Source organism: Streptomyces sp. NPDC006208, from assembly GCF_040613775.1.
Lineage (GTDB): Bacteria > Actinomycetota > Actinomycetes > Streptomycetales > Streptomycetaceae > Streptomyces.
In genome coordinates this window covers 96984-117363 of record NZ_JBEXSW010000008.1, presented here as the reverse complement: position 1 = coordinate 117363, position 20380 = coordinate 96984, and the positions used below count along the sequence as shown (strand labels likewise).

Below are 20380 nucleotides of genomic sequence, written 5' to 3'. Positions count from 1 at the left end.
CTCCCCCTTCGGAGATCTCACGGGGTTTGACTGTCTGAGGTGGCGACCAGGTCGATCCGTCGTCGCGGGTGCCGGACCTGCCCGTCGCTGTGTTGGCACTCTCCGGTGGGGAGTGCCAGAGCCGAGACTATGACCGCGGTTAGCACTCGGTCAAGCGGAGTGCCAATGTGGTCGCCCGCGTCGATCGGGTCTCGATGCGGACAACGCCGCAGCAGGCGCCCCGGTTCCGGACGCGGCCGGGTCTCCCTGAGCCGCCACCGACCACCCCCGCATGGCGCAGCCGGCCGGTGCCCCCGGCTCAGACGTAGTCCTCGAGCTTCGCCACTGCGTAGCCCCTCGCGGTCACCGTCTTCATGACCCGCCGGATCAGGTCGGGCATGGCCGCCTTCCACTCCGCCTTGCCCCGGAAGTGCGTGAGGATGATGTCGCCGGGGTGCAGGTCCCGGTCCCACTCACGCCATTCCATGTGATCGGGGAAGGCCTCCGCCGCCCACAGCGGCACGGCCTTGATCCCGCAGGACTTGGCGGCACGCAAGGTGTTCTCGTTGTAATTGCCGTACGGCGGACGGAACAGCCGGGGCAGCGTGCCGTACCGCTCCTCGAGCTTGTCCTGCTGGCCGCAGATCTCCCGCTGCTGCTTCTTGTAGGAGAGCCCGGGCAGATAAGGGTGGGTGAGCGTGTGGTTGTGCAGGGAGACCCCGGTGTCCTGCATCTTCTTGAAGTAGCCGTAGTCGCCCTGGATCACGTAGTCGCTGAGGAAGGCGCTGTACGGAATCTGCAGTTCGGTCATCATCTTGATCAGCTCGGGGTCCTTCTCGGCACCGTCGTCGATCGTCAGGAAGACGACCTTGTCCTCGGTGGGGACGGTGGTGAAGACGGGCGGCAGGCCTTCCATGCCACCGTCGACCTCGAATCCCTTGCGGGTGGTGATCTTGGGCTTGACGTCGGGCGGCGCGGGCGCGGCGAGCGGGGCGCGCTCCAGCCCCCACTTCCTGGCGGCTGCGGCACGGGCCTTCTGCCGGCGCTTGACCTTCTGCACGTACGAGGCGAGCGCCCCGGCCGCACCGGGTTCACCCGGCCGTGCGACATCCTCCCGGGCCTCCTTCCGGGCACCCTTCCCAGCCTCCTTCCGGGCACCCTTCTCAGCCCCCTCCCGGGACTCCTTCTCAGCCTCCTTCCGCGCCCCCTCCCGGGGCCCCTTCTCCGCTCGCTGTCCGTCCTGCTGCCCGGCAGCGGGCGCAGCGGGCCGCGAGGCACCGGCATCCGCCTGCTTCCCTGTGCCCTCTGCCGCACAGCCGGAGCCGACGGCGGCGACAAGCAGCGCGGCCAGAACCGCGCGACCCCGAAATGCTTTTACTTTTACCTTTTGTCGTACTAGCTGCATGGCGTCGCATCCTGTCAGCGCAACGCCCGCGCACCCGGCCGACACCGCCACCACGGGCGCACCATCCCCCGCCTGGCCCACAATGGCCCGGTGAACGACCTTGATCCGCCCGCCGCCGATCTGGCCGCCTTCGCCGCCCTCCGCACCGAGGAGGGCCGGGCGCTGCTGGCCGGCCTGGACTCCTACGACCCCGCCCAGGAGCTGGCCGTCGCCACCCGGCTGCGCCGCGAGCACCCGGCCGACCTGGTCTCGGCGGCGCTCGGGCAGGCCCGGCTGCGGCAGCGCGCTGTGGCCAAATTCGGCGCCGAGGACGCCCGCCGCATGTTCTTCACCCCGAACGGCGTCGAGCAGTCCACCCGACGCTCGGTCGCCGACTACCGCGCCGGACGCTTCGCCGCCCTCGGAGTGCGCAGCGTCGCGGACCTGTGCAGCGGCATCGGCGGTGACGCGCTCGCCCTCGCCCGCGCGGGCATCTCGGTCCTCGCCGTCGACCGGGACCCGCTGACCGCCGCCGTAGCCCGCGCGAACGCCGAGGAGCTGGGCCTCGCGGACCTGATCGACGTCCGCTGCGCCGATGTCACGGAGATCGACACGGCCGCGTACGACGCCGTGTTCGTGGACCCGGCCCGGCGCGGCGGCCGGGGCCGGATCTTCGACCCGGAGGCGTACTCCCCGTCCCTGTCCTGGGCGATCGGTGCCGCCCGCACCCGCCCGCACGCCGCCCTCAAGATCGCCCCCGGCATCCCGCACGAGATCGTCCCGGACCAGGCGGAGGCGGAGTGGATCTCGGACGGCGGCGACGTGAAGGAGGCGGTGCTCTGGTTCGGTACGGCCCCGGGCACGGTACGGGCGACACTCCTGCCGGGCCCGCACGCGCTGACCGGCCGGAACCTGCCGAATCCCGGGGTCCGCGAGGTGGGCCGCTATCTGTACGAGCCGGACGGCGCAGCCATCCGCGCCCACCTGGTCGCCGAGATCGCCGAGACGCTGGACGGCGGGCTGATCGACGAGACGATCGCGTACATCACCTCGGACGAGCTGCGCCCGACGCCCTATGCGAACGCATATGAGATCACGGACCAACTCCACTTCAACCTGAAGAAGCTGAAGGCCCTGCTGCGGGAGCGCGAGGTCGGGCACCTGACGGTCAAGAAGCGCGGCTCCGCGGTGGAGCCTGAGGAACTGCGCCGCAAGGTGAAGCCGCACGGGCCGAACGCGGCGACGGTGTTCCTGACGAGGGTGGCGGGAGCCCCGACGATGCTGGTGGGGCACCCGGCGTAGCCGAGGTCACGCTCTCCCTCGCAACGCCCCGGCTGTCAGGGGCTGTTGTCAGCATTCCGAAAGCTGCGCGAAGGGGAGATGATGGCGGACAACGCGGACCTCGACACGTCCGGACCTGACCTGACCCGGCTCGCCGACCAGGCCCTACGGCTCCGTCAGCGGTGACGACGGGCGTGACGCGTGCCGCCTGGGAGGCAGCAGCACTCAGGCTGTTCGACGACAAGTACTCCCTCGTGGCCACCGGTCCCAGAGCACACGCCGACTGGCGCCTCGACGCCCTGGCCGTCATGAACCGGGACGTCACCGATCCACGCGGCTGGGCCGTGCTCGACCGGGACAGGGACAACGCCGAAGAGAGGGCAAGGCACGGACGGGCTTTCCCGTTCGACCATCCCACGGTGGAGTCGCTGAACAGCTCGCTGCACCAGTTCGAGCCCGGGACAGCAGCACCGCTGCTCGTCGCGCTGACGGACGACTGGTGCCAGTTGCGCAACGCGCCGGGCTTTCCCGAAGAGCAGGAACGCCTCTTCGAGGACGCGCGCACGCTGCTGGTCCGCTACCAGGAGCCGTTCGAGTGTTACACCAACCTGGACCGCGTCGAGAGGAACACGGCCACGGACGCCGCCGGTCGCTCCTTCAGCTGGTCCTCCCTGACGCAGTACACGGCCGACTACGGTCTCATCGTCGTTTCCGACACGGAGCTCGGCCTCTTCTGGTCGTTCGACCCGGTCTGAGGGACGACCGTGGCACTGCATCCCGAAGGCATTTTCACCAGCGGTCCTCTCTTCCATCTGGTCGGTCTCGCCGCCCATGACACCGACCCGATCGAGTGGCAGGTCCTGCGGCTGAGGCGCGTCCTGCGCACCGAGTACTGGGACGCCCACTGGCGTGCGCCGATGCAGCCCCTCGCGTCCCAGCTCGACCACATGGCGGCCACCTTCACCGACTCGGGATTCGCCGCCTGCCCTCTGTACGCCCGCCAGGCGTGGACCGCCGCCGCGGCGCCCAAGACCGTGCCCGTCTTCATGACCGAGCTTGCGATGCTGCTGCGGGTCGCGGACCGCGAACAGCCCCCGGACCACGCGGAGGTGCCGTTGGCCAGATGGGAGGCCGAGGCGCGGTTCCCGCTGCTGCGGAGCCTGGACACCTGGGCCTACGACGGTGAGTACGACTCGTTCGAGGCCGCCTTCCAGGCCCGCATCGACGGCGAGCACCCGTTCTGCGACGAGGAGGTCGTCCCCCTGCTCACACAAGCCGTCACGGCCCTCCAACTCTGTGCCCGGTCCGAGCACTTCAAGGAGGCGTTCCTGTCGTTCGACAAGAGCGTGACACCGGCCACGCTGAAGGTCATTGCCGATCTCTGCCACGCCCACATGAGGAGCCACCATCACGGTTGATCCCAGAGAAGTGTCCGGCCTCTCCATGGCGGCTGCTGCTAGCACCCCGCCACGGGCACGGCCTGGCTCGTCGACGGCCAGGACGTCGACTGAGACGGTCACAGCCGTCCGCCGCCGACGCCCGCGACATGGCGTAGGTCCGTCAGCGGTGCGCGCCGCCCTGGGGCGTCGCGTACTGCTGACGCGTCCCGACGGCCGAGCCTGCGGCCACCAGCCGGACCGCCCAGCGGTAGTGGCTCACCGCTTTGGCGGCGCCGATCAGGCCGGTCAGCCACATGATGAAGCCGAGCCCCATCAGCAGCGCGACATCGTTCGGAGTGTCCTCGCCCGGCTTCGCGCCGGCGGGCACGGCGAAGGAGAGCCACAGGCCGGACGCGCACAACAGGAACGACGGAATGAACCACACCAGGCTCAGCACGGGTGAGCCGAACCGAGTGTCCCTGACCGGGTCCCACTCCAACGCGGTCCACTGCCAGAGCCGTTGGCGGATCTCCGCATCGCGGGCGATTCCGAAGCCGACCACGAGACCGGTCGGGATCATGCACCCGACACCGAGGAGACCGGCGATCGCGCCGAACAGGACGCTGAACAGGTCCGGATCCTCGGCGACCACCCGCAGCAACGTCTCGAAGAAGACCCAACCGACCGCGAACCCCGCCGCCGTCAGCCACAACAGCACCAGCCGCTTCGGGTCGATGCTCCGCCGGTGCAGCTCCGTCATCGCTTTCGCCCGGTCCGCGAGCAGCGACTCGCGGTCGGGCCAGGCCCGTATCTCGGCAGGCGGCGGAGGCGGAGGCAGCGGGATACGACGGGACATGTGTGCGACCCTATCGCCCACTCAGTCGGCGAACTCCTTGAGCTTCTCGGTCTCCAGAGCGAAGACCACCGGGTCAGGGAGACGCGCTTCTTACGACCGCAGGGCCGCCCTCAGCTGGTCCACGTGGTCGTGGACGCGCGCGGGAGGCAGGAGATCGTGCGCGGTGGGGCCGGCGCCCGTGCAGGCACGGCAGAGGCCGCCCGGCAGCGACGCCGGGTCCGCCGGGACGCCGCACTCCGTGCACTCCATGACCATGCGCGGCGCCGGCGGCTCCGGTGGGAGCTTGTCCAGCAGACGGCGGCGGACGAAGCCGTACGGGTGGGAGACGTGCGCCGGGAGCCCGGCCGTGAGCGCCGACAGGAGCTGCGTCTCGCTCGCTCCCCGCTCGAACCACACCCCGGCCGCCGCCTCCAGCGCCGCGCACTCCGGCGCGGAGAGCGTCAGGCGCGCCTCGATACGGCCGAGGCGGGCCAGCAGGTCGTACGCCGCCGAGCGCGCCAGCGAGGCCGGGATGGTCGAGGCCCCGAGCTCGCCCGCCGCGAAGCGGGCCCACCAGGCGTCCTCGCGGGCGGTACGGGACCAGTAGGAGCGCCACACCCAGTGGTTCGTGCCGGACCCGCTCGTCACGCACTGGCGGATTCGGCGGTAGTGACCGGCGGCGGAAAGGCCCTTGAGGATCGTGCCCATCGCGCACTGGCCGTAGCCGGGAACGTGCTTGGCGAGCGTCTTCACCGAGATGTCCGCGCCCTCGGCCTGCCGGTCGATGTAGTCGGCGACCTCCGCCTCACGCCTGGGCAGATGTGCGAAGTCGTCGGCGCGGCGTGGGTTTTGGGAGGGGGCGAGCCGCTTGCCGTAGCCGGGATTGGCCATGGGGTGCGCGGGCGGGCGCAGGGCAGGATTAAGCTGCTGAGTAGCCATGAGATCGGGCCTTAACGATCTTGTAGGTCAGACCCCTGTGTGGTGTTGGTAGCACCGCATGGGGGTCGTTCTTTGCTGCGCACGCTACACGGCCATGGCCGTACGTCGCGACTCGATCACGAAAAGTCATCTCGCCTGGTGTGCGGGCCAGTTAGGGGTGGGTGGGCGGGAACGATCCCCCCACCCAATCCTTGTTGAAGCGTCTCGAATCCCGCGTCCCGAAGCTCAAGCCCCGACGTGCGCGACGAACTCGGACCAGGCGCGGGCCGGTACGGCGAGTTCGGGGCTCGACGTGAGCTTCGAGTCCCGGACATGGACGGTGTCGGGGCCGGTGGCGACCTCGACGCAGGCGCCGCCCTCACTGTCGCTGTGCGTGGACTTGCGCCAGGCGAGGGCGACCTCGACGCAGTTGCCGCCTTCGCTGTCGCTGTAGCTCGACTTGAACCACACGAGCCCGGTTTTCACCACACCTCGGCCTCTCTCTTGATGACCTCAGCGGACTCCTCGGGCCCGAGAGCCTGCATACGGATCATGCCGAGTCGCTGGGTCAGGCTGCTGACCGTTTCGGGCTCGCCCGTCAGGTGACTGACCGACTGGCCCTCCTCGAACACATGGTGCTCATGATCCGGCGATTCGAGAAGCACAATCGGGCCGTCGTTGCCCGGATGCGAGCCCTGCGACGTCGGCATCACCTGAATGTCCACATTGCGCAACCTGCCCATGGCCAGCAGGTGTTCACACTGCTCCTTCATCACTTCAGGGCTGCCCATGGGGCGTCTCAGCGTGCTCTCCTCGATCACGAAGCTGAAGTACGCGGTCGGCCTGCGGGCCGGCATCAATCCGCGCTCGATGCGCGCGGCGACGCGGTGCTCGACCGTCTCGTCGTCGATCGGCGGGCAGTGGGTGGCGAAGAGGGCCCGCACATAGCGCTCGGTCTGGAGCAGGCCCGGGATCCGAATGGGCTCGTACGACTGGTGCGCAATCGCATGCGCCTCCCGCTCCATGAACTCCGCCGCCCGCGGCGGGAACGGATCCGGCACCAGGAACTTCTCCAAGGCCTTCAACTTGCCCCGCGCCCCGTACAGATCGTCGGCCACCGCCAGCAGCCGCGCCGTCGGTCTGCGCCGCCCCACCTCCATCGCCCGGATCGTGCCCTCGGTGTACCCGGCCGCCTCCCCCAGCGCCTGGCACGAACCCCCCGCGTCCTGGCGCCACATCTGTAACTGTTGCCCGCAGTGCCGCCACGCGGACGGTGTCTGCTTGAGCTGTGCCGTCTCGGTCATGCACCCCAGGCTAGGGACCGGACACGGAGCGTGAGGCTCTTTCCAGGAGCAGCTCCCTCTCCCGTGCGTTGCGGGTCAGGGACGCCGCCCGCTCGAACTCGGCGCGCGCCTCGTCCGTACGCCCCAGCCGCTCCAGCAGGTCACCCCGGACGCTCGGCAGCAAGTGGTAGTCCTTCAGGGCCGGTTCGTCGACGAGAGCGTCGACCAGCTCCAAACCCGCTTCAGGTCCCTCGGCCATGGACACGGCCACTGCCCGGTTCAGTTCCACCACGGGGGACGGAATCAGCGCCACCAGCTGCCCGTACAGGGCGGCGATCGTCGCCCAGTGCGTGTCCTCGTACGTCACCGCCTGCGCGTGGCAGGCAGCGATTGCCGCCTGGAGGGCGTACGGGCCGTACGGGCCGGGGCCCACGTGGTGCAGGGACTCGATGCCCCGGCGGATCAGCAGGCGGTTCCAGCGGGAGCGGTTCTGGTCGGCGAGCAGGACGGGCTCGCCGTACGGTCCCGTGCGGGTCGGGATGCGGGAGGCCTGGAGCTCCAGCAGCGCGGCCAGACCGTGCACTTCGGACTCGGCCGGCATCAGTCCCTGGAGGACCCGGGCGAGGCGCAGGGCGTCCTCGCAGAGGGCGGGGCGCACGAGGTCGTCCCCGGCGGTGGCCGAGTAACCCTCGTTGAAGATCAGGTAGATGACCTCCAGCACCGAGTCGAGTCGCGCGGCACGGTCCGAGCCGTAGGGGACCTCGAAGGGGACGCCCGCCTTGGCCAGCGACCGCTTGGCGCGGACGATGCGCTGGGCGACCGTGGACTCGGAGGAGAGGAAGGCACGGGCGATCTCCCCGGTGGTCAGACCGCCGAGGAGTCTCAGCGTGAGCGCGATCCGGGCGCCGGTGGCGAGCACCGGATGGCACGCGGTGAAGATCAGCCGCAGCAGGTCGTCGTCGATGTCGTCGGGCTCCGACGGCTCGGGCGGCGGCGATACGTCTTCCAGAGCACGCCCGACCTCGGCGAGCTTGCGGGCGTACGTCTCCTTGCGGCGTACGAGGTCGATCGCGCGGTGCTTGGCGGTGGCCATGAGCCAGGCTCCCGGCTTGTCCGGGACACCCGACTCCGGCCACTGCTCCAGCGCGGCGACCAGGGCGTCCTGCGCGAGTTCCTCGGCGATGCCCACGTCCCTCACGATGCGTGCGACACCGGCGATGATCCGCGCGGACTCGATCCTGAACACCGCTTCGACCGTCTCGGTCGCGCTTGCTGCCGTCACGGCCACCCATCAGAGCAGCCGTACCGGGACGGGGCAAGCGCGGCCGGGTCAGCCCTCGGCGATCTGGCGGACCTCGCAGGTGACGTGCCAGTTCTCCGGGTGGATCTCCAGGAAGCGCTTGGCCCATTCGAGGGCCTCGGCCTTGTCCTTGCACTGCATGATGGCGTAGCCGCCGACGACTTCCTTGGTCTCGGTGAAGGGCCCGTCGGTGTAGCTCAGCTTGCCGTCGGACCAGTGCACGCGGGTGCCGTCGGAGGTCGGGGTGAGCCCGGCCGTGTCGAGCATGACGCCGGCCTTGGTGATCTCCTCCAGCAGCGCACCCATGCGCTCGTTGAAGTCCTCGGGGAACTCCTCGGTGGAGAGCTCGCTCTCGTTGACACGAACCATCGACAGGAAACGCGGCATGGTGACTCCTCGGGTCGGGAAAGCGGGGCTGTTCCCCGCCTCTCACCCCTGCGTCGAACGGGAGGCGGCGGGATCGACACCCCCGCCAAGATTCTTCCGGGATCTTTCACGGGCACCATCCGAGAAGATCCGCGCGACAACAGTCAGCCGGCCCGCGCCGGCTCCGCCCGCGCCTCGTCAGGATGAGGCCGAGTTCTGGCCGTCCGGGCGCTCGAGTACCTGCCCCCCGGGAGCGTCAGTCGAGCGACTCGAACCGCCAGCGGTGCACCGGCCGGGTGATCAGGTCCGCCGCCGGTTCGGGGAGTTCGGGCAGCTCGGCGCTCGCGTCCGGAGCCTCCCACCAGGTGATCACCAGCACCCTGTCCTGCGCCGCGCGGAACGTCTCGCGGCGCAGAGGCTCGCGCGCCAGGTCCTGGGCGCGGGCCCACTCCAGCAGTTCCGCGCCCCGGCCCTGGACGGCGCGCGCCTCCCACATCAGGGCGACCACGGTCATGAGTAGAGGTTGTCCTTACTGATCTCGTGCACGTGATCGTGGTCGTGGACGTGGTCCGCGCCCGGTACGTGCGACTCCGTCACCGGCAGCGACGAGTCCGCCGACAGCTCCCAGTCGGAGGCCGGCCGGTTCCTGGCCACCATCTCCGCGCCCAGGGCCGCGACCATCGCGCCGTTGTCCGTGCACAGCTTCGGGCGCGGCACGCGCAGCCGGATGCCGGCCCGCTCGCAGCGCTCCTGGGCGAGCGCCCGCAGCCGGGAGTTGGCCGCCACTCCGCCGCCGATCATCAGATGGTCCACACCCTCGTCCTTGCAGGCGCGCACCGCCTTGCGCGTCAGCACGTCGACCACGGCCTCCTGGAAGGACGCCGCCACATCCCGTACCGGCACCTCCTCGCCCGCCGCGCGCTTGGCCTCGATCCAGCGGGCCACGGCCGTCTTGAGCCCGGAGAAGGAGAAGTCGTACGCCGGGTCGCGCGATCCGCTCAGTCCGCGCGGGAAGGCGATCGCGTTCGGGTCGCCCTCCTTCGCCAGCCGGTCGATCACCGGACCGCCGGGGAAGCCCAGGTCCAGCACGCGGGCGATCTTGTCGAAGGCCTCGCCCGCCGCGTCGTCGATCGTCGCGCCCATGGGCCGTACGTCGGAGGTGATGTCGGGCGCGAGCAGCAGCGACGAGTGCCCGCCGGAGACCAGCAGCGCCATCGTCGGCTCGGGCAGCGGGCCGTGCTCCAGCTGGTCGACACAGATGTGCGAGGCGAGGTGGTTGACGCCGTACAGCGGCTTGTTCAGCGCGTATGCGTACGCCTTCGCCGCCGATACGCCGACCAGCAGCGCACCCGCGAGGCCGGGTCCGGCGGTGACCGCGATGCCGTCGAGGTCGCGAGCGGAGACACCCGCGTCCTTCAGGGCGCGTTCGATGGTGGGCACCATCGCCTCGAGATGCGCGCGGGAGGCGATCTCCGGCACCACACCGCCGAAGCGGGCGTGTGTGTCCACACTGGAGGCGACCGCGTCGGCGAGCAGGGTCGTACCGCGGACGATGCCGACGCCGGTCTCGTCGCAGGAGGTCTCGATGCCGAGTACGAGCGGTTCGTCAGCCATCAGTGAGTCTCAGTTCCTTGTACGTGGAGGCGCATGACGAGGGCGTCGACATTGCCCGGCTGGTAGTAGCCGCGGCGGAATCCGATGGGCTCGAAGCCGAAGCGCTCGTACAGCTTCTGGGCCCGGGTGTTGTCCACGCGCACTTCGAGGAGCACCTCGTCGCACTCGAAGGCGGTGGCGTGCTGCAGCAGATCGGTGAGCATCCGGGAGCCGAGGCCGGTGCTCCACTGGCTGCGATCGACGGCGATGGTCTGTACGTCCCCGAGACCGCCGGCGGCCGCGAGTCCCGCGTACCCGACGATCCGGCCGTCGCCGTCCTCGGCCACGATGTAGCGGCGGGTGGACTGCGGGCCTCGGGAGTGCGCGAGTTCGGACCAGAACATGCCGACCGACCAGGCGTCCTCGGGGAACAGCTCGTGCTCGAGCTCCAGCACCGGCTGGATGTCCCACCAGCGCATCTCACGCAGGGCGGCGGTGCTCACTTCGGAGTGACCACCTTGTAGTTCTTGGGCACCTGGGCGTCGGGGCGGCGCAGGTAGAGCGGCTGTGGCGGCAGGAAGTCCGCGCCGGAAGCGAGTTTCTCGGCGGCGAGGGCGGCGAGGGCCGCGGCGGAGACATGCTCGGGGCCCCGGGTGTCCTGGAACGTCTCGGGGTACAGGAGCGCGCCCGCACCGACGGCCGGCAGGCCGGCGACCTGTTCTGCGATGTCGGCAGGACGGTCGACGCAGGGATCGGTGACGCGGCTGCGGGCATGCTCGTAGCGCGCCCAGTAGACCTCCTTGCGGCGCGCGTCCGTTGCCACGACGAACGGGCCGTCGTCGAGGCCGGAGGCGTACGCCAGCCCGTCCAGCGTGCACACGCCGTGCACGGGCACGCCGAGCGCCGAGCCGAACGTGGCGGCGGTCACCAGGCCGACGCGCAGGCCCGTGTACGGGCCGGGGCCGACGCCGACGACGATGCCGGTGACGGCGTCGAGCTTCACACCCGCCTCCGCGAGGACGGCGTCGACGGCGGGCAGCAACAGCTCCCCGTGGCGGCGCGCGTCCACCCGGCTGGACTCGGCGACGACGGAGCTGCCGTCGTGCAGGGCGGCGGTGACGGCGGGCGTGGCGGTATCCATGGCGAGCAAGAGCACGCAAACAGCCTACGGCTCCGGCGGAGGGGGCACGGCGCCCCGTCGAACGGTACGGCTGCTGCTACCGTCACCCCACAGACGTACGTTTGAAAGGTGGGCACGGTGGCACGGAGCAGCTCGGGGATCGTGGCCGGGCTCACGGCAGCGGCGCTGACCGTCGTCGGATTCCTCGCCTACCAGGCGTCTGCGAGTGCCCCCGACCACCTCGGCAAGCCGAGGAACCCGGTCGCCGCCCCCTCGGCCGAGCCCTCCGGCACCACCAAGCAGAAGCCCAGGGACCCGCTCGCGGTGCCCGCGAACTCGGGCACGGGGATCCGGGTCGTGTACTCGCTGGGCGAACGGCGGGTGTGGCTGATCGGCAAGGGCGGCAAGCTGGAGCGCACCTTCGAGGTCATGCCCTCGACGATCCACCCCAGGCCCGGTACGTACGAGGTGACCTCGCGCTCGGGGAGGGTGGCCGGCTCGGACGGCGTTCCGATCGAGCATGTGGTGCGCTTCGCGAGCGTCGACGACATCTCGATCGGCTTCAGCGCCGCGGTCGACGGCTCGATGGAGTCGCCGGACCCGGAGAGGAAGACGGGCGGCGTGCGGATGAAACGTGCGGACGGGGACGCGATGTGGGTGTTCGCGGCGATCGGCTGGAAGGTCGTCGTCGTCCCGTAGCGCAGCACCCGTAAGGGGTCGTGCGTACGAATCAGGCGGTGCCCGGCGAATCAGGCGGCGTTGCGACGGGGCGCCCGGTGCTCCGGACGGTGTTCCGGACCGTGCTCGCGGGGCGGAGTGGAGACCGCGGTCGCCGCGGCGCAGGACGCCAGGAGATCTCGCATCGACAGGGTCGACGGCAACGGGCGCACCGGCATCGGGATCGCGGGCTCGTGCGACGACTGGTGCTTGTGCGACTGCGGTTCGCGCTCCGATGCCGACATGGATGCCTCCTGGGGGCTGCCGGGGGCAGGCTTGGTTAGGTAGACCTAACCAGGTCTCGGTACCATGTCATCACGCATGGCGGGACCTGCGCAACATTTTCCCGACGTCTTGTCGGAACGTCTACAGGACACGGTGGCGGTTCACACCGGGGGGCTCCGCCCCCAGGCCCCCTGCGCCTCAACCCCTCCGGACTCCGTCCGGGGGACCCTACGACGCTGCATGCGCATGACGCTGTGGTCGGGGCTCCGCCCCGAACCCCGCGCCTCGATCCCCGGACTGCGTCGGGGGACCCTCACAAGGCTGGATCTTGTTGCTCACCGTGTTCGGCGGGCAGGGTGGCGGCCTGCCGTGCCTGGGCTCGGCCAGGGCGTCGTTCAGCGGGCGGGCCGACGGCGGGAACGCCCACAGCAGCCGACGGGTGGAGGCAGCGATGACCGGCGAGAGATCCGTTCTGTTCCTTGCCGCCTGTGGCAGCGAACGAGGGCAAGCCCCGAACCCGGTACGGCCTGCGGTGGGGGTACCTCGCCGCAGGCCGTGGGAGGAGTGTCCTCGGACTCCCCCAGATGTCGTGCGGGGGAACCCCACCCGGCCGGATCGCCGCCCGGCCGGTGGAAATCGGCCCGGAAAGGAGCCCGCCCGCCAGGGGCCTACGCGACCGTCAGGTCCAATGACGCCCACCGCGGCCCGTAGCCGCTCAGCGTCACCTCGCGCCGCTCGTCCTCGGTATTGCCCACCACCCGGTGGATGATCACGTGCAGGCGGTCGTCCGTCAGGTCCTCGACCTTCCCGTCGCCCCATTCCACGACCACCACCGACTCGGGCAGCGAGACGTCCAGGTCCAGGTCCTCCATCTCGTCGAGGCCGCCGCCGAGGCGGTACGCATCCACGTGGACCAGGGCAGGGCCCCCCGTCAGCGACGGGTGCACACGGGCGATCACGAACGTCGGGGACGTGACCGCGCCGCGCACACCGAGGCCCTCGCCGAGGCCCCGGGTCAGCGTCGTCTTGCCCGCGCCGAGCTCACCCGTGAGCATCACCAGGTCGCCGGGGCGCAGCAGCTTCGCGAGTCTGCGCCCCAACTCCTGCATCTGCTCGGGGGATTCGACCAGCATGCGGGTGGAACGGGCGGCCGGTGTCTCAGCCACCGGGCTGTGCGGTGCTTCCATACGAGCCGACGTTACCCGTTGCGGGCACCGCCCCGGTGCGGGCGAGCAGGTCCGCCAGCCGGTCGGTGACCACCTCGGGATGCTCCAGCATCACCAGATGCCCGGCGTCCGGCACGATCACCAGCTCCGCCTCCGGCAGCAGGTCCCCGATCGCCTCGCTGTGCGAACTCGGCGTGACCAGGTCCTTGTCTCCGGCGAGCACCAGCACCGGCAGGTCCAGGAACGCGGTGAGCGCCTCGGACTTGTCGTGCTCGGCGAAAGCCGGGTAGAACTCGGCGACCACATCGATCGGGGTCGACTCGATCATCCGTTCGGCGAAGCGGGCCACCGCCGGGTCCACGTCCTTCGAGGAGAACGAGTACCGCTTGATGAGGCCCGCGAACAGGTCGGCGGTGGCCCGTCGGCCCCGCTCGACCAGCTCGGCCTGAGAGCCGAGCGCCCGCAGCACGCCCGGCAGGACGCGACGCACGGCGTTCACGCCGGCCACCGGCAGGCCGTAGCTGACCTCGCCGAGCTTCCCGCACGAGGTGCCGACGAACGCGGCTCCGGCCACACGGTCCCGCACCAGCTCCGGGTAGTGCGCGGCCAGCGCCATCATCGTCATGCCGCCCATGGAATGGCCGACCAGCACCAGCGGGCCGGTGGGCGCAGCCGCGTCGATGACGGTCTTCAGGTCCCGGCCCAGCCGGTCGATGGAGACCTGGCTCCCGTCGTGGCCCGCCTCCGAGGCACCCCGGGCCGAGCGGCCGTGGCTGCGCTGGTCCCAGTGCACCGTGCGTACCAGGCCGCGCAGCGCGGCCCGCTGGAAGTGCCAGGAGTCCTGGTTGAGGCAGTAGCCGTGGCTGAAGACCACGGTGACCGGCGCCGGTGCCTTGCGCCCGAAGAGCCGCCTGCGGCGCGGCGCTGCCGCGTCCGGGTCGAGCTCGTCCACCTCGTAGTACAGCTCGGTGCCGTCGTCGGCGACCGCCTTACCGGGCACGCCGCGCAGTGCGCCGTAAGGCCCGGCCGCATCCAGGGCGAGACGTGCCTTCATGCGCATGCCGCGGCCGACGGTGAGCCGTTCGAGCGCGACACCCGCGGCCGCACCGGCCGCGATCACACCTATCGCCGCACCGGCGATGCCCGCCCGGCGCCAGTTGCCCGTGGCCACCGCCGCAGCGGCCTCGGCCACGTCCCCCGTACTGGTCTCGCTCACCGTGCCTCTCCTACTCGTCGTCGTGGTCGCCGAAGCCCTCGTGCATGCCGGCCGGCTCGCGCAGTCCGTTCAGTCCGTTCAGCTCGTTCAGCTCGTTCAGCTCGTTCAGATAGACGCGGGGAATCCTCGTGCCGATGCGCGTGACGATCTCGTACGCGATGGTGTCCGCCGCCTGCGCCCAGTCCTCCGCACTCGGCTCGCCCCGGTCGCCAGGACCGAACAGCACCGCTTCCGAGCCTTCCGGGACCTGCTGCCCACCGAGATCGACGACGAACTGGTCCATCGCCACCCGCCCGGCCACCCGCCGCCAGGACCCGCCGACCAGGACCGGCCCGCGGCCGGAGGCATGGCGGGGAACGCCGTCCGCGTAGCCGATGGGGACGAGTCCGAGCGTCGTCTCGTCGGAGGTGATGTAGTGGTGGCCGTAGCTGACGCCGTGGCCCGCCGGGACGCGCTTGACCAGCGCGACGGATGCCGCGAGCGTCATGACCGGGCGCAGCCCGAAGTCGGCGGGGGTTCCCAGCTCGGGGCTGGGCGAGACGCCGTAGATGGCGATGCCGGTCCGCACGAGGTCGAAGTGCGCGTCGGGCAGCGTGAGCGTGGCCGGGGAGTTGGCGATGTGCCGGACCTCGGGTTCGATGCCCGCCTTCTCGGCGTACGTGACCATGTCGCGGAACACGTTCAGCTGAGCGGCGATCGAGGGGTGCCCCGGCTCGTCGGCGCAGGCGAAGTGGGACCACAGGCCGGTGACGCGGACCAGTCCGGCTTCCTCGGCACTGCGGGCGGCCGCGACGAGCTCGGGCCAGTCGGCGGGCTGGCAGCCGTTGCGGCCGAGTCCGGTGTCGGCCTTCAGCTGGATGCGGGCGGGCCGGCCCGCGTCCCGGGCCGCCGCGGTGACCTCGGTCAGCGCCCACAGGGCGCTCACCGACATGTCCAGATCGGCTTCGATGCCCTCGCGCCAGGGGTCGCCGGGCGTCCACAGCCAGCACATGATCCGGCTCCTGATACCGGCGGCGCGCAGCGTGAGCGCCTCGTGCGGAGTGGCGGTGCCGAGCCAGGTGGCGCCGGCCTGGAGCGCCGCGCGGGCGCACGGCACCATGCCGTGTCCGTACGCGTCGGACTTCACCACGGCCATCAGCGCAGCGTGGGGCGCGCGGTCGCGCAGCACGCGCACATTGGCGCGCAGGGCCGCGAGGTCGATCTCTGCACGGGCCCGCAGGGGCGCTGTCCGCGGCAAGGACGTCTGGGGTCCGGCCTGCGTCGGTGCTGCCTGCGTCGGTGGTGTCTGGCTCATCGCGCCCAGTGTCTCAGAGCCGTGCGGCGGGATTCGTTCGGCAGACGGTCGGCTTGGTCACTCGGACGGCCCCGTCCCCTACCCGCTACGCGGCCCTATTCACGCACGTCATGCCAGGCGGACGGGAGGGCCGAGGCCACCTCGTACGCCGTGATCGGCGCGCCGTGCGCCGACGCGTGACGGGCGGCCAGCCCATGCAGATATGCCGCCGCGGAACCGGCGTCGCGTGCGTCCAGGCCTGCCGCCAGCAGCGATCCGGCCAGACCGGAGAGCACATCGCCGCTGCCTGCGGTGGCCAGCCACGGCGTGCCCATGGGATTGACCCGGACCGGTGATCTCCCGCCGTCCGGCGCGGCGACCAGTGTCGTGGACCCCTTGAGCAGCACGGTCGCCCCGAAACGCGCCCCCAACTCCCGCACGGCGGCGAGCCTTGCCCCCTCCACCTCCGCGCGCTCCACACCCAGCAGCGCGGCCGCCTCCCCGGCATGCGGGGTCAGCAGCGTGGGTACGCCCCGGGCCGCCCGCTCCCGCACCGTCACTGCATCCATCAGCCGCAGCCCGTCGGCGTCCACGAGCACGGGAACGTCCGAGGCCAGCACGTCCCGCACGGGCTCGCTGTCCTCGCCGAGCCCCGGGCCGACCACCCAGGCCTGGACCCGGCCCGCCCTGGCCGGGGGCCCGGCGTGCACGAGGCACTCCGGGAAGCGCGCGATCACGGCATCGGCGGCCGGGCCGACGTACCGCACGGCCCCCGCCCCGCCGCGCAGCGCACCGGCGACCGCGAGCACGGCCGCGCCCGGATAGCGCGCGGAACCGGCGGCGACCCCGACGACCCCGCGCCGGTACTTGTCGCTCTCCGCGGCCGGGACGGGCAACATCCGGGCCACGTCCACGTGTTGCAGCGCCTCGAGCTCGGGCAGACCCGGCAGGTGGTCGTCGAGGCCGATGTCGACGAGGCGGACCGTGCCCGCGTACTCCCGGGCCGGGTCGATCAGCAGGCCCGGCTTGTGCGCACCGAACGTGACGGTGGCGTCCGCGCGCAGCGCCTCGCCGCGCACCTCGCCGGAGTCCGCCTCGACGCCGCTCGGCAGGTCGACGGCGACGACGACGGCGTTCGAGCCGCGGGCGGCTCGGGCCACGGGGACGGCATCGGGGCGCAGTCCGCCGTGGCCGCCGATGCCGGTGATGCCGTCCAGGACGAGATCGGCGACGGCCAGCACCTCGAACGGGTCGTCCGTGACCCGGCCGCCCGCACGGAGGAAGTCGGCGAGGGCGGCGGGATGGGCGCGGTCGGGGGCGAGGAGCACGGCTTCGACGCCGGCGCCGCGGCGGGCGAGCCGGGACCCTGCGTACAGGGCGTCGCCGCCGTTGTCGCCGCTGCCGACGAGAAGGACCACCCGGGCGCCGTACACCCGGCCCAGCAGTGCCGCACTGGCCGCCGCGAGTCCGGCGGCCGCCCGCTGCATGAGGGCACCCTCCGGGAGGCGGGCCATCAGCTGGGCCTCGGCGTGCCGCACGGTCTCCACGCTGTACGCAGTACGCATGCCCCCGAGTCTGCCGCACGCGCCTGCTGCGCGCGCCGTGCGACTCAAGTGACCGCGCGCCGCGCCGGTTTGACTGCCCCTGGCGGCAACGGCCCGGCCGGCCCCTCCCCCGGTGTTCCGCAGCGGCGAGCGGACCTTGCCCCGTACGGTGTCCTACCCCTCAGCGATCACCACGGCCGAGGCCACGCCGGCGTCGTGACTGAGCGACACGTGCCAGGACCGCACACCGAGCTCGGATGCCCGCTCGGCGACCGTGCCGCGGACCCGCAGCCGGGGCCGGCCGGTGTCCTCGACGTACACCTCCGCGTCCGTCCACAGCAGCCCGGCCGGCGCACCCAAAGCCTTGGCCAGTGCCTCCTTCGCGGCGAACCGGGCAGCGAGCGAGGCATATCCCCGCCGCTCGCCGCTCGGCAGCAGCAACTCGCGGTCCAGGAAGAGCCGCTTCGCCATCGCCGGCGTGCGCCTCATCGACTCGGCGAACCGGTCGATCTCCGCGACATCGATCCCCACCCCAATGATCACGCGCTCACTCCACGGTCACCGACTTCGCCAGATTCCTCGGCTGGTCCACCTCGTTGCCGCGCGCCGTCGCCAGCTCGCAGGCGAAGACCTGCAACGGCACGGCCGCGACCATGGGCTGCAGCAGCGTCGGCGTCGCCGGGATCCAGATCAGATGGTCCGCATACGGCACGACCGTCTCGTCCCCCTCCTCCGCGATCACGATCGTCCGCGCCCCGCGTGCCCGGATCTCCTGGATGTTGGAGACGATCTTGTCGTGCAGCACCGAGCGCCCACGCGGTGACGGCACGACGACCACCACCGGAAGGTCCTCCTCGATCAGCGCGATCGGCCCGTGCTTGAGCTCACCGGCCGCGAACCCCTCCGCGTGCATGTACGCGAGCTCCTTGAGCTTCAGCGCACCCTCCAACGCCACCGGATAGCCCACGTGCCGCCCCAGGAAAAGCACCGTGTTCTTGTCCGCCAGCGAGCGTGCCAGCTCCCGCACCGGCTCCATCGTCTCCAGCACCCGCTCGACCTCGCCGGAGATGTGCGCCAGGTCCCGGACGACGACATGGATCTCGTCGCCCCACTTGGTGCCGCGGACCTGCCCCAGATACAGCGCGACCAGATAGCAGGCGACCAGCTGTGTCAGGAACGCCTTGGTCGAGGCGACCGCGACCTCGGGACCCGCGTGCGTGTACAGCACGGCGTCCGACTCCCGCGGGATCGTGGACCCGTTGGTGTTGCAGATGGCCAGCACCCTGGCGCCCTGCTCGCGCGCGTGCCGCACCGCCATCAGGGTGTCCATGGTCTCGCCGGACTGCGAGATCGCGATCACCAGCGAGCGCTGGTCCAGAATCGGGTCCCGGTAGCGGAACTCGCTCGCCAGCTCCACCTCGCACGGGATACGGGTCCAGTGTTCGATGGCGTACTTGGCGATCATTCCCGCGTGGAACGCCGTCCCGCAGGCGACGATGACGACCTTGTCGGCCTCGCGCAGCACGGACACCGGGATCCGTACCTCGTCGAGCCTCAGCGAGCCGGCCGCGTCGATCCGGCCCAGCAGCGTATCGGCGACCGCCTTGGGCTGCTCGGCGATCTCCTTGAGCATGAAGTAGTCATAGCCCCCCTTTTCGGCCGCGGAAGCGTCCCAGTCCACGTGGTACGACCGCACCTGGGCGGGCCGCCCCTCGAAGTCGGTGACCATCACGCCGTCCCGGCGGAGCTCCACCACCTGGTCCTGCCCCAGCTCGATCGCGGACCGCGTGTGGGCGATGAACGCGGCCACGTCCGACGCAAGGAAGGACTCACCGTCTCCAACGCCCACCACCAGCGGGGAGTTCCGTCGCGCGCCCACGACCACATCCGGTTCGTCGGCATGCACGGCGACCAGCGTGAAGGCACCCTCCAGCTGCCGGCACACCTGCCGCATCGACTCGGCCAGGTCCCCCGCCGACGAGAACGCCTCGGCGAGCAGGTGCGCCACGACCTCGGTGTCGGTCTCGGACGCCAGGTCGTGTCCTCGCTCGGCCAACTCGGCACGCAGGGCCGCGAAGTTCTCGATGATCCCGTTGTGCACGACGGCCACGCGGCCCGCGTTGTCCAGATGGGGATGTGCGTTGGCGTCGGTCGGTCCGCCGTGCGTGGCCCATCGGGTGTGCCCGATCCCGGTGGACCCGCTCGGCAGTGGCCGCTCCGTCAACTCCTTCTCCAGATTGACGAGCTTGCCCGCCTTCTTCGCCGCGGCGAGCCCGCCATCTGCGAGCACCGCGACCCCGGCCGAGTCGTAGCCGCGGTACTCGAGCCGCTTGAGCCCGGCGATGACCACATCGAGCGCCGACTGTCCGCCGACGTAACCCACGATTCCGCACATGTCGGCAGCCTACGACCCGGAACCCGGCTCGGCACGGACAGCTGCCGCCGGATCAGGACGGTGCCCAGTCGACCCGCACGAACCTCAGCCCCGTGACACCGGCGTCCGTCAGGGCCTGCCGGACGTGTCGCCGACGAACACATCGCTGACGTCCCGGGGACGCGGAACACCCGGGAGGCGACGGCGTCGGCCATGCTCCGGCGGAACGCAGGGAAGCGGAGTGCCTCGTACGTCTCGCAGGTGTCGATGAGCGACGCCTCCCTGTCCACGACAGCGTCGATGACGGCCGCGGCCTGCACGACGAACAGCGGCGCGTCCCCCAGCACCCCACGGGCGAGAGTGCGGATGTCCGGGCCGGCGCACCGGGTCAGCACATCGAAGGCGAGCCGGTTGCAGACCCGGTCCC

The 20380-nt window shown here is 71.2% G+C and carries 22 protein-coding genes; 4 read left to right on the top strand and 18 right to left on the bottom strand.

Annotated elements, in window-relative coordinates; all coding sequences use genetic code 11:
* Positions 1-298 precede the first annotated feature (298 nt).
* A complete protein-coding gene (locus ABZ208_RS08600; protein ID WP_356908776.1) occupies positions 299-1384 on the bottom strand; it encodes a polysaccharide deacetylase family protein in 1086 nt (361 codons plus the stop codon).
* A gap of 72 nt (positions 1385-1456) precedes the next feature.
* Between ABZ208_RS08600 and ABZ208_RS08595 the strand changes: the two genes are divergently transcribed.
* From ABZ208_RS08595 to ABZ208_RS08585, 3 genes are all read left to right on the top strand, one after another.
* Positions 1457-2665, top strand: coding sequence for a methyltransferase domain-containing protein (locus tag ABZ208_RS08595; RefSeq protein ID WP_356908855.1), 1209 nt, complete (start codon positions 1457-1459; stop codon positions 2663-2665).
* A gap of 173 nt (positions 2666-2838) precedes the next feature.
* A complete protein-coding gene (locus ABZ208_RS08590) occupies positions 2839-3399 on the top strand; it encodes a hypothetical protein (protein ID WP_356908775.1) in 561 nt (186 codons plus the stop codon).
* Between the two features lie 9 nt (positions 3400-3408).
* The gene (locus tag ABZ208_RS08585) at positions 3409-4062 is read left to right on the top strand and encodes a hypothetical protein (RefSeq protein WP_356908774.1); all 654 of its coding nucleotides are present in this window, start codon (positions 3409-3411) and stop codon (positions 4060-4062) included.
* Positions 4063-4204: 142 nt separating this feature from the next.
* Here ABZ208_RS08585 and ABZ208_RS08580 read toward each other — a convergent pair whose 3' ends face one another.
* The 10 genes from ABZ208_RS08580 to tsaB all read right to left on the bottom strand — a co-directional run bounded on the left by ABZ208_RS08580 (position 4205) and on the right by tsaB (position 11474).
* Positions 4205-4879 carry a hypothetical protein gene (locus tag ABZ208_RS08580; protein ID WP_356908773.1) on the bottom strand — a complete coding sequence of 225 codons (675 nt, stop codon included), beginning with the start codon at positions 4877-4879 and terminating at the stop codon, positions 4205-4207.
* A 90-nt stretch (positions 4880-4969) separates the two neighbouring features.
* Positions 4970-5797 carry a hypothetical protein gene (locus tag ABZ208_RS08575; protein ID WP_356908772.1) on the bottom strand — a complete coding sequence of 276 codons (828 nt, stop codon included), beginning with the start codon at positions 5795-5797 and terminating at the stop codon, positions 4970-4972.
* A 225-nt stretch (positions 5798-6022) separates the two neighbouring features.
* Positions 6023-6262, bottom strand: coding sequence for a DUF397 domain-containing protein (locus ABZ208_RS08570; protein WP_356908771.1), 240 nt, complete (start codon positions 6260-6262; stop codon positions 6023-6025).
* Positions 6259-7080 (bottom strand): DUF5753 domain-containing protein, encoded by an 822-nt coding sequence (locus tag ABZ208_RS08565; RefSeq protein WP_356908770.1) that lies wholly within the window; start codon positions 7078-7080, stop codon positions 6259-6261. Before ABZ208_RS08565 ends, ABZ208_RS08570 begins: the two co-directional genes overlap by 4 nt.
* A gap of 10 nt (positions 7081-7090) precedes the next feature.
* Positions 7091-8341: a DUF6596 domain-containing protein gene (locus ABZ208_RS08560; protein WP_356908769.1), complete on the bottom strand. Its 1251-nt coding sequence runs from the start codon at positions 8339-8341 to the stop codon at positions 7091-7093.
* 48 nt (positions 8342-8389) lie between these two features.
* The gene (locus tag ABZ208_RS08555; protein WP_356908768.1) at positions 8390-8746 is read right to left on the bottom strand and encodes a YciI family protein; all 357 of its coding nucleotides are present in this window, start codon (positions 8744-8746) and stop codon (positions 8390-8392) included.
* A gap of 235 nt (positions 8747-8981) precedes the next feature.
* Positions 8982-9239, bottom strand: coding sequence for a hypothetical protein (locus ABZ208_RS08550; RefSeq protein ID WP_356908767.1), 258 nt, complete (start codon positions 9237-9239; stop codon positions 8982-8984).
* On the bottom strand, positions 9236-10339 hold the full coding sequence (gene tsaD, locus ABZ208_RS08545; RefSeq protein ID WP_356908766.1) for a tRNA (adenosine(37)-N6)-threonylcarbamoyltransferase complex transferase subunit TsaD: 1104 nt from the start codon (positions 10337-10339) through the stop codon (positions 9236-9238). Before tsaD ends, ABZ208_RS08550 begins: the two co-directional genes overlap by 4 nt.
* Positions 10339-10797 carry a ribosomal protein S18-alanine N-acetyltransferase gene (gene rimI / locus ABZ208_RS08540; protein WP_356908854.1) on the bottom strand — a complete coding sequence of 153 codons (459 nt, stop codon included), beginning with the start codon at positions 10795-10797 and terminating at the stop codon, positions 10339-10341. The genes tsaD and rimI overlap by 1 nt, the downstream gene beginning before the upstream one ends.
* Before the next feature lie 20 nt (positions 10798-10817).
* A complete protein-coding gene (gene tsaB / locus ABZ208_RS08535; protein ID WP_356908765.1) occupies positions 10818-11474 on the bottom strand; it encodes a tRNA (adenosine(37)-N6)-threonylcarbamoyltransferase complex dimerization subunit type 1 TsaB in 657 nt (218 codons plus the stop codon).
* Positions 11475-11576: 102 nt separating this feature from the next.
* Here tsaB and ABZ208_RS08530 point away from each other — a divergent pair, with 102 nt between their 5' ends.
* A complete protein-coding gene (locus ABZ208_RS08530; RefSeq protein WP_356908764.1) occupies positions 11577-12137 on the top strand; it encodes a hypothetical protein in 561 nt (186 codons plus the stop codon).
* Between the two features lie 50 nt (positions 12138-12187).
* Here the strand turns inward: ABZ208_RS08530 and ABZ208_RS08525 are convergent, their stop codons facing one another.
* The 7 genes from ABZ208_RS08525 to glmS all read right to left on the bottom strand — a co-directional run bounded on the left by ABZ208_RS08525 (position 12188) and on the right by glmS (position 19974).
* Entirely contained in the window at positions 12188-12400 is a 213-nt protein-coding gene (locus tag ABZ208_RS08525; protein ID WP_356908763.1) for a hypothetical protein, read from the bottom strand.
* 648 nt (positions 12401-13048) lie between these two features.
* A complete protein-coding gene (tsaE, locus tag ABZ208_RS08520; protein WP_328397535.1) occupies positions 13049-13567 on the bottom strand; it encodes a tRNA (adenosine(37)-N6)-threonylcarbamoyltransferase complex ATPase subunit type 1 TsaE in 519 nt (172 codons plus the stop codon).
* A complete protein-coding gene (locus ABZ208_RS08515) occupies positions 13539-14762 on the bottom strand; it encodes an alpha/beta hydrolase (RefSeq protein ID WP_356908762.1) in 1224 nt (407 codons plus the stop codon). Before ABZ208_RS08515 ends, tsaE begins: the two co-directional genes overlap by 29 nt.
* Before the next feature lie 10 nt (positions 14763-14772).
* Positions 14773-15999 carry an alanine racemase gene (gene alr, locus ABZ208_RS08510; RefSeq protein ID WP_356908853.1) on the bottom strand — a complete coding sequence of 409 codons (1227 nt, stop codon included), beginning with the start codon at positions 15997-15999 and terminating at the stop codon, positions 14773-14775.
* 152 nt (positions 16000-16151) lie between these two features.
* Complete coding sequence (locus tag ABZ208_RS08505; RefSeq protein ID WP_356908761.1) at positions 16152-17600, bottom strand: NAD(P)H-hydrate dehydratase; 1449 nt, start codon at positions 17598-17600, stop codon at positions 16152-16154.
* Positions 17601-17753: 153 nt separating this feature from the next.
* Complete coding sequence (locus ABZ208_RS08500; protein ID WP_328397541.1) at positions 17754-18122, bottom strand: holo-ACP synthase; 369 nt, start codon at positions 18120-18122, stop codon at positions 17754-17756.
* Between the two features lie 4 nt (positions 18123-18126).
* Entirely contained in the window at positions 18127-19974 is a 1848-nt protein-coding gene (glmS, locus tag ABZ208_RS08495; RefSeq protein ID WP_356908760.1) for a glutamine--fructose-6-phosphate transaminase (isomerizing), read from the bottom strand.
* Positions 19975-20380 lie beyond the last annotated feature (406 nt).

Coding starts and splice junctions, on each gene's coding strand:
- ABZ208_RS08600 (WP_356908776.1), bottom strand. CDS start 1,384: ATGCAGCTAGTACGACAAAAGGTAAAAGTAAAAGCATTTCGGGGTCGC.
- ABZ208_RS08580 (WP_356908773.1), bottom strand. CDS start 4,879: ATGTCCCGTCGTATCCCGCTGCCTCCGCCTCCGCCGCCTGCCGAGATA.
- ABZ208_RS08575 (WP_356908772.1), bottom strand. CDS start 5,797: ATGGCTACTCAGCAGCTTAATCCTGCCCTGCGCCCGCCCGCGCACCCC.
- ABZ208_RS08565 (WP_356908770.1), bottom strand. CDS start 7,080: ATGACCGAGACGGCACAGCTCAAGCAGACACCGTCCGCGTGGCGGCAC.
- ABZ208_RS08555 (WP_356908768.1), bottom strand. CDS start 8,746: ATGCCGCGTTTCCTGTCGATGGTTCGTGTCAACGAGAGCGAGCTCTCC.
- ABZ208_RS08550 (WP_356908767.1), bottom strand. CDS start 9,239: ATGACCGTGGTCGCCCTGATGTGGGAGGCGCGCGCCGTCCAGGGCCGG.
- tsaD (WP_356908766.1), bottom strand. CDS start 10,339: ATGGCTGACGAACCGCTCGTACTCGGCATCGAGACCTCCTGCGACGAG.
- rimI (WP_356908854.1), bottom strand. CDS start 10,797: ATGCGCTGGTGGGACATCCAGCCGGTGCTGGAGCTCGAGCACGAGCTG.
- ABZ208_RS08525 (WP_356908763.1), bottom strand. CDS start 12,400: ATGTCGGCATCGGAGCGCGAACCGCAGTCGCACAAGCACCAGTCGTCG.
- tsaE (WP_328397535.1), bottom strand. CDS start 13,567: ATGGAAGCACCGCACAGCCCGGTGGCTGAGACACCGGCCGCCCGTTCC.
- ABZ208_RS08505 (WP_356908761.1), bottom strand. CDS start 17,600: ATGCGTACTGCGTACAGCGTGGAGACCGTGCGGCACGCCGAGGCCCAG.
- glmS (WP_356908760.1), bottom strand. CDS start 19,974: ATGTGCGGAATCGTGGGTTACGTCGGCGGACAGTCGGCGCTCGATGTG.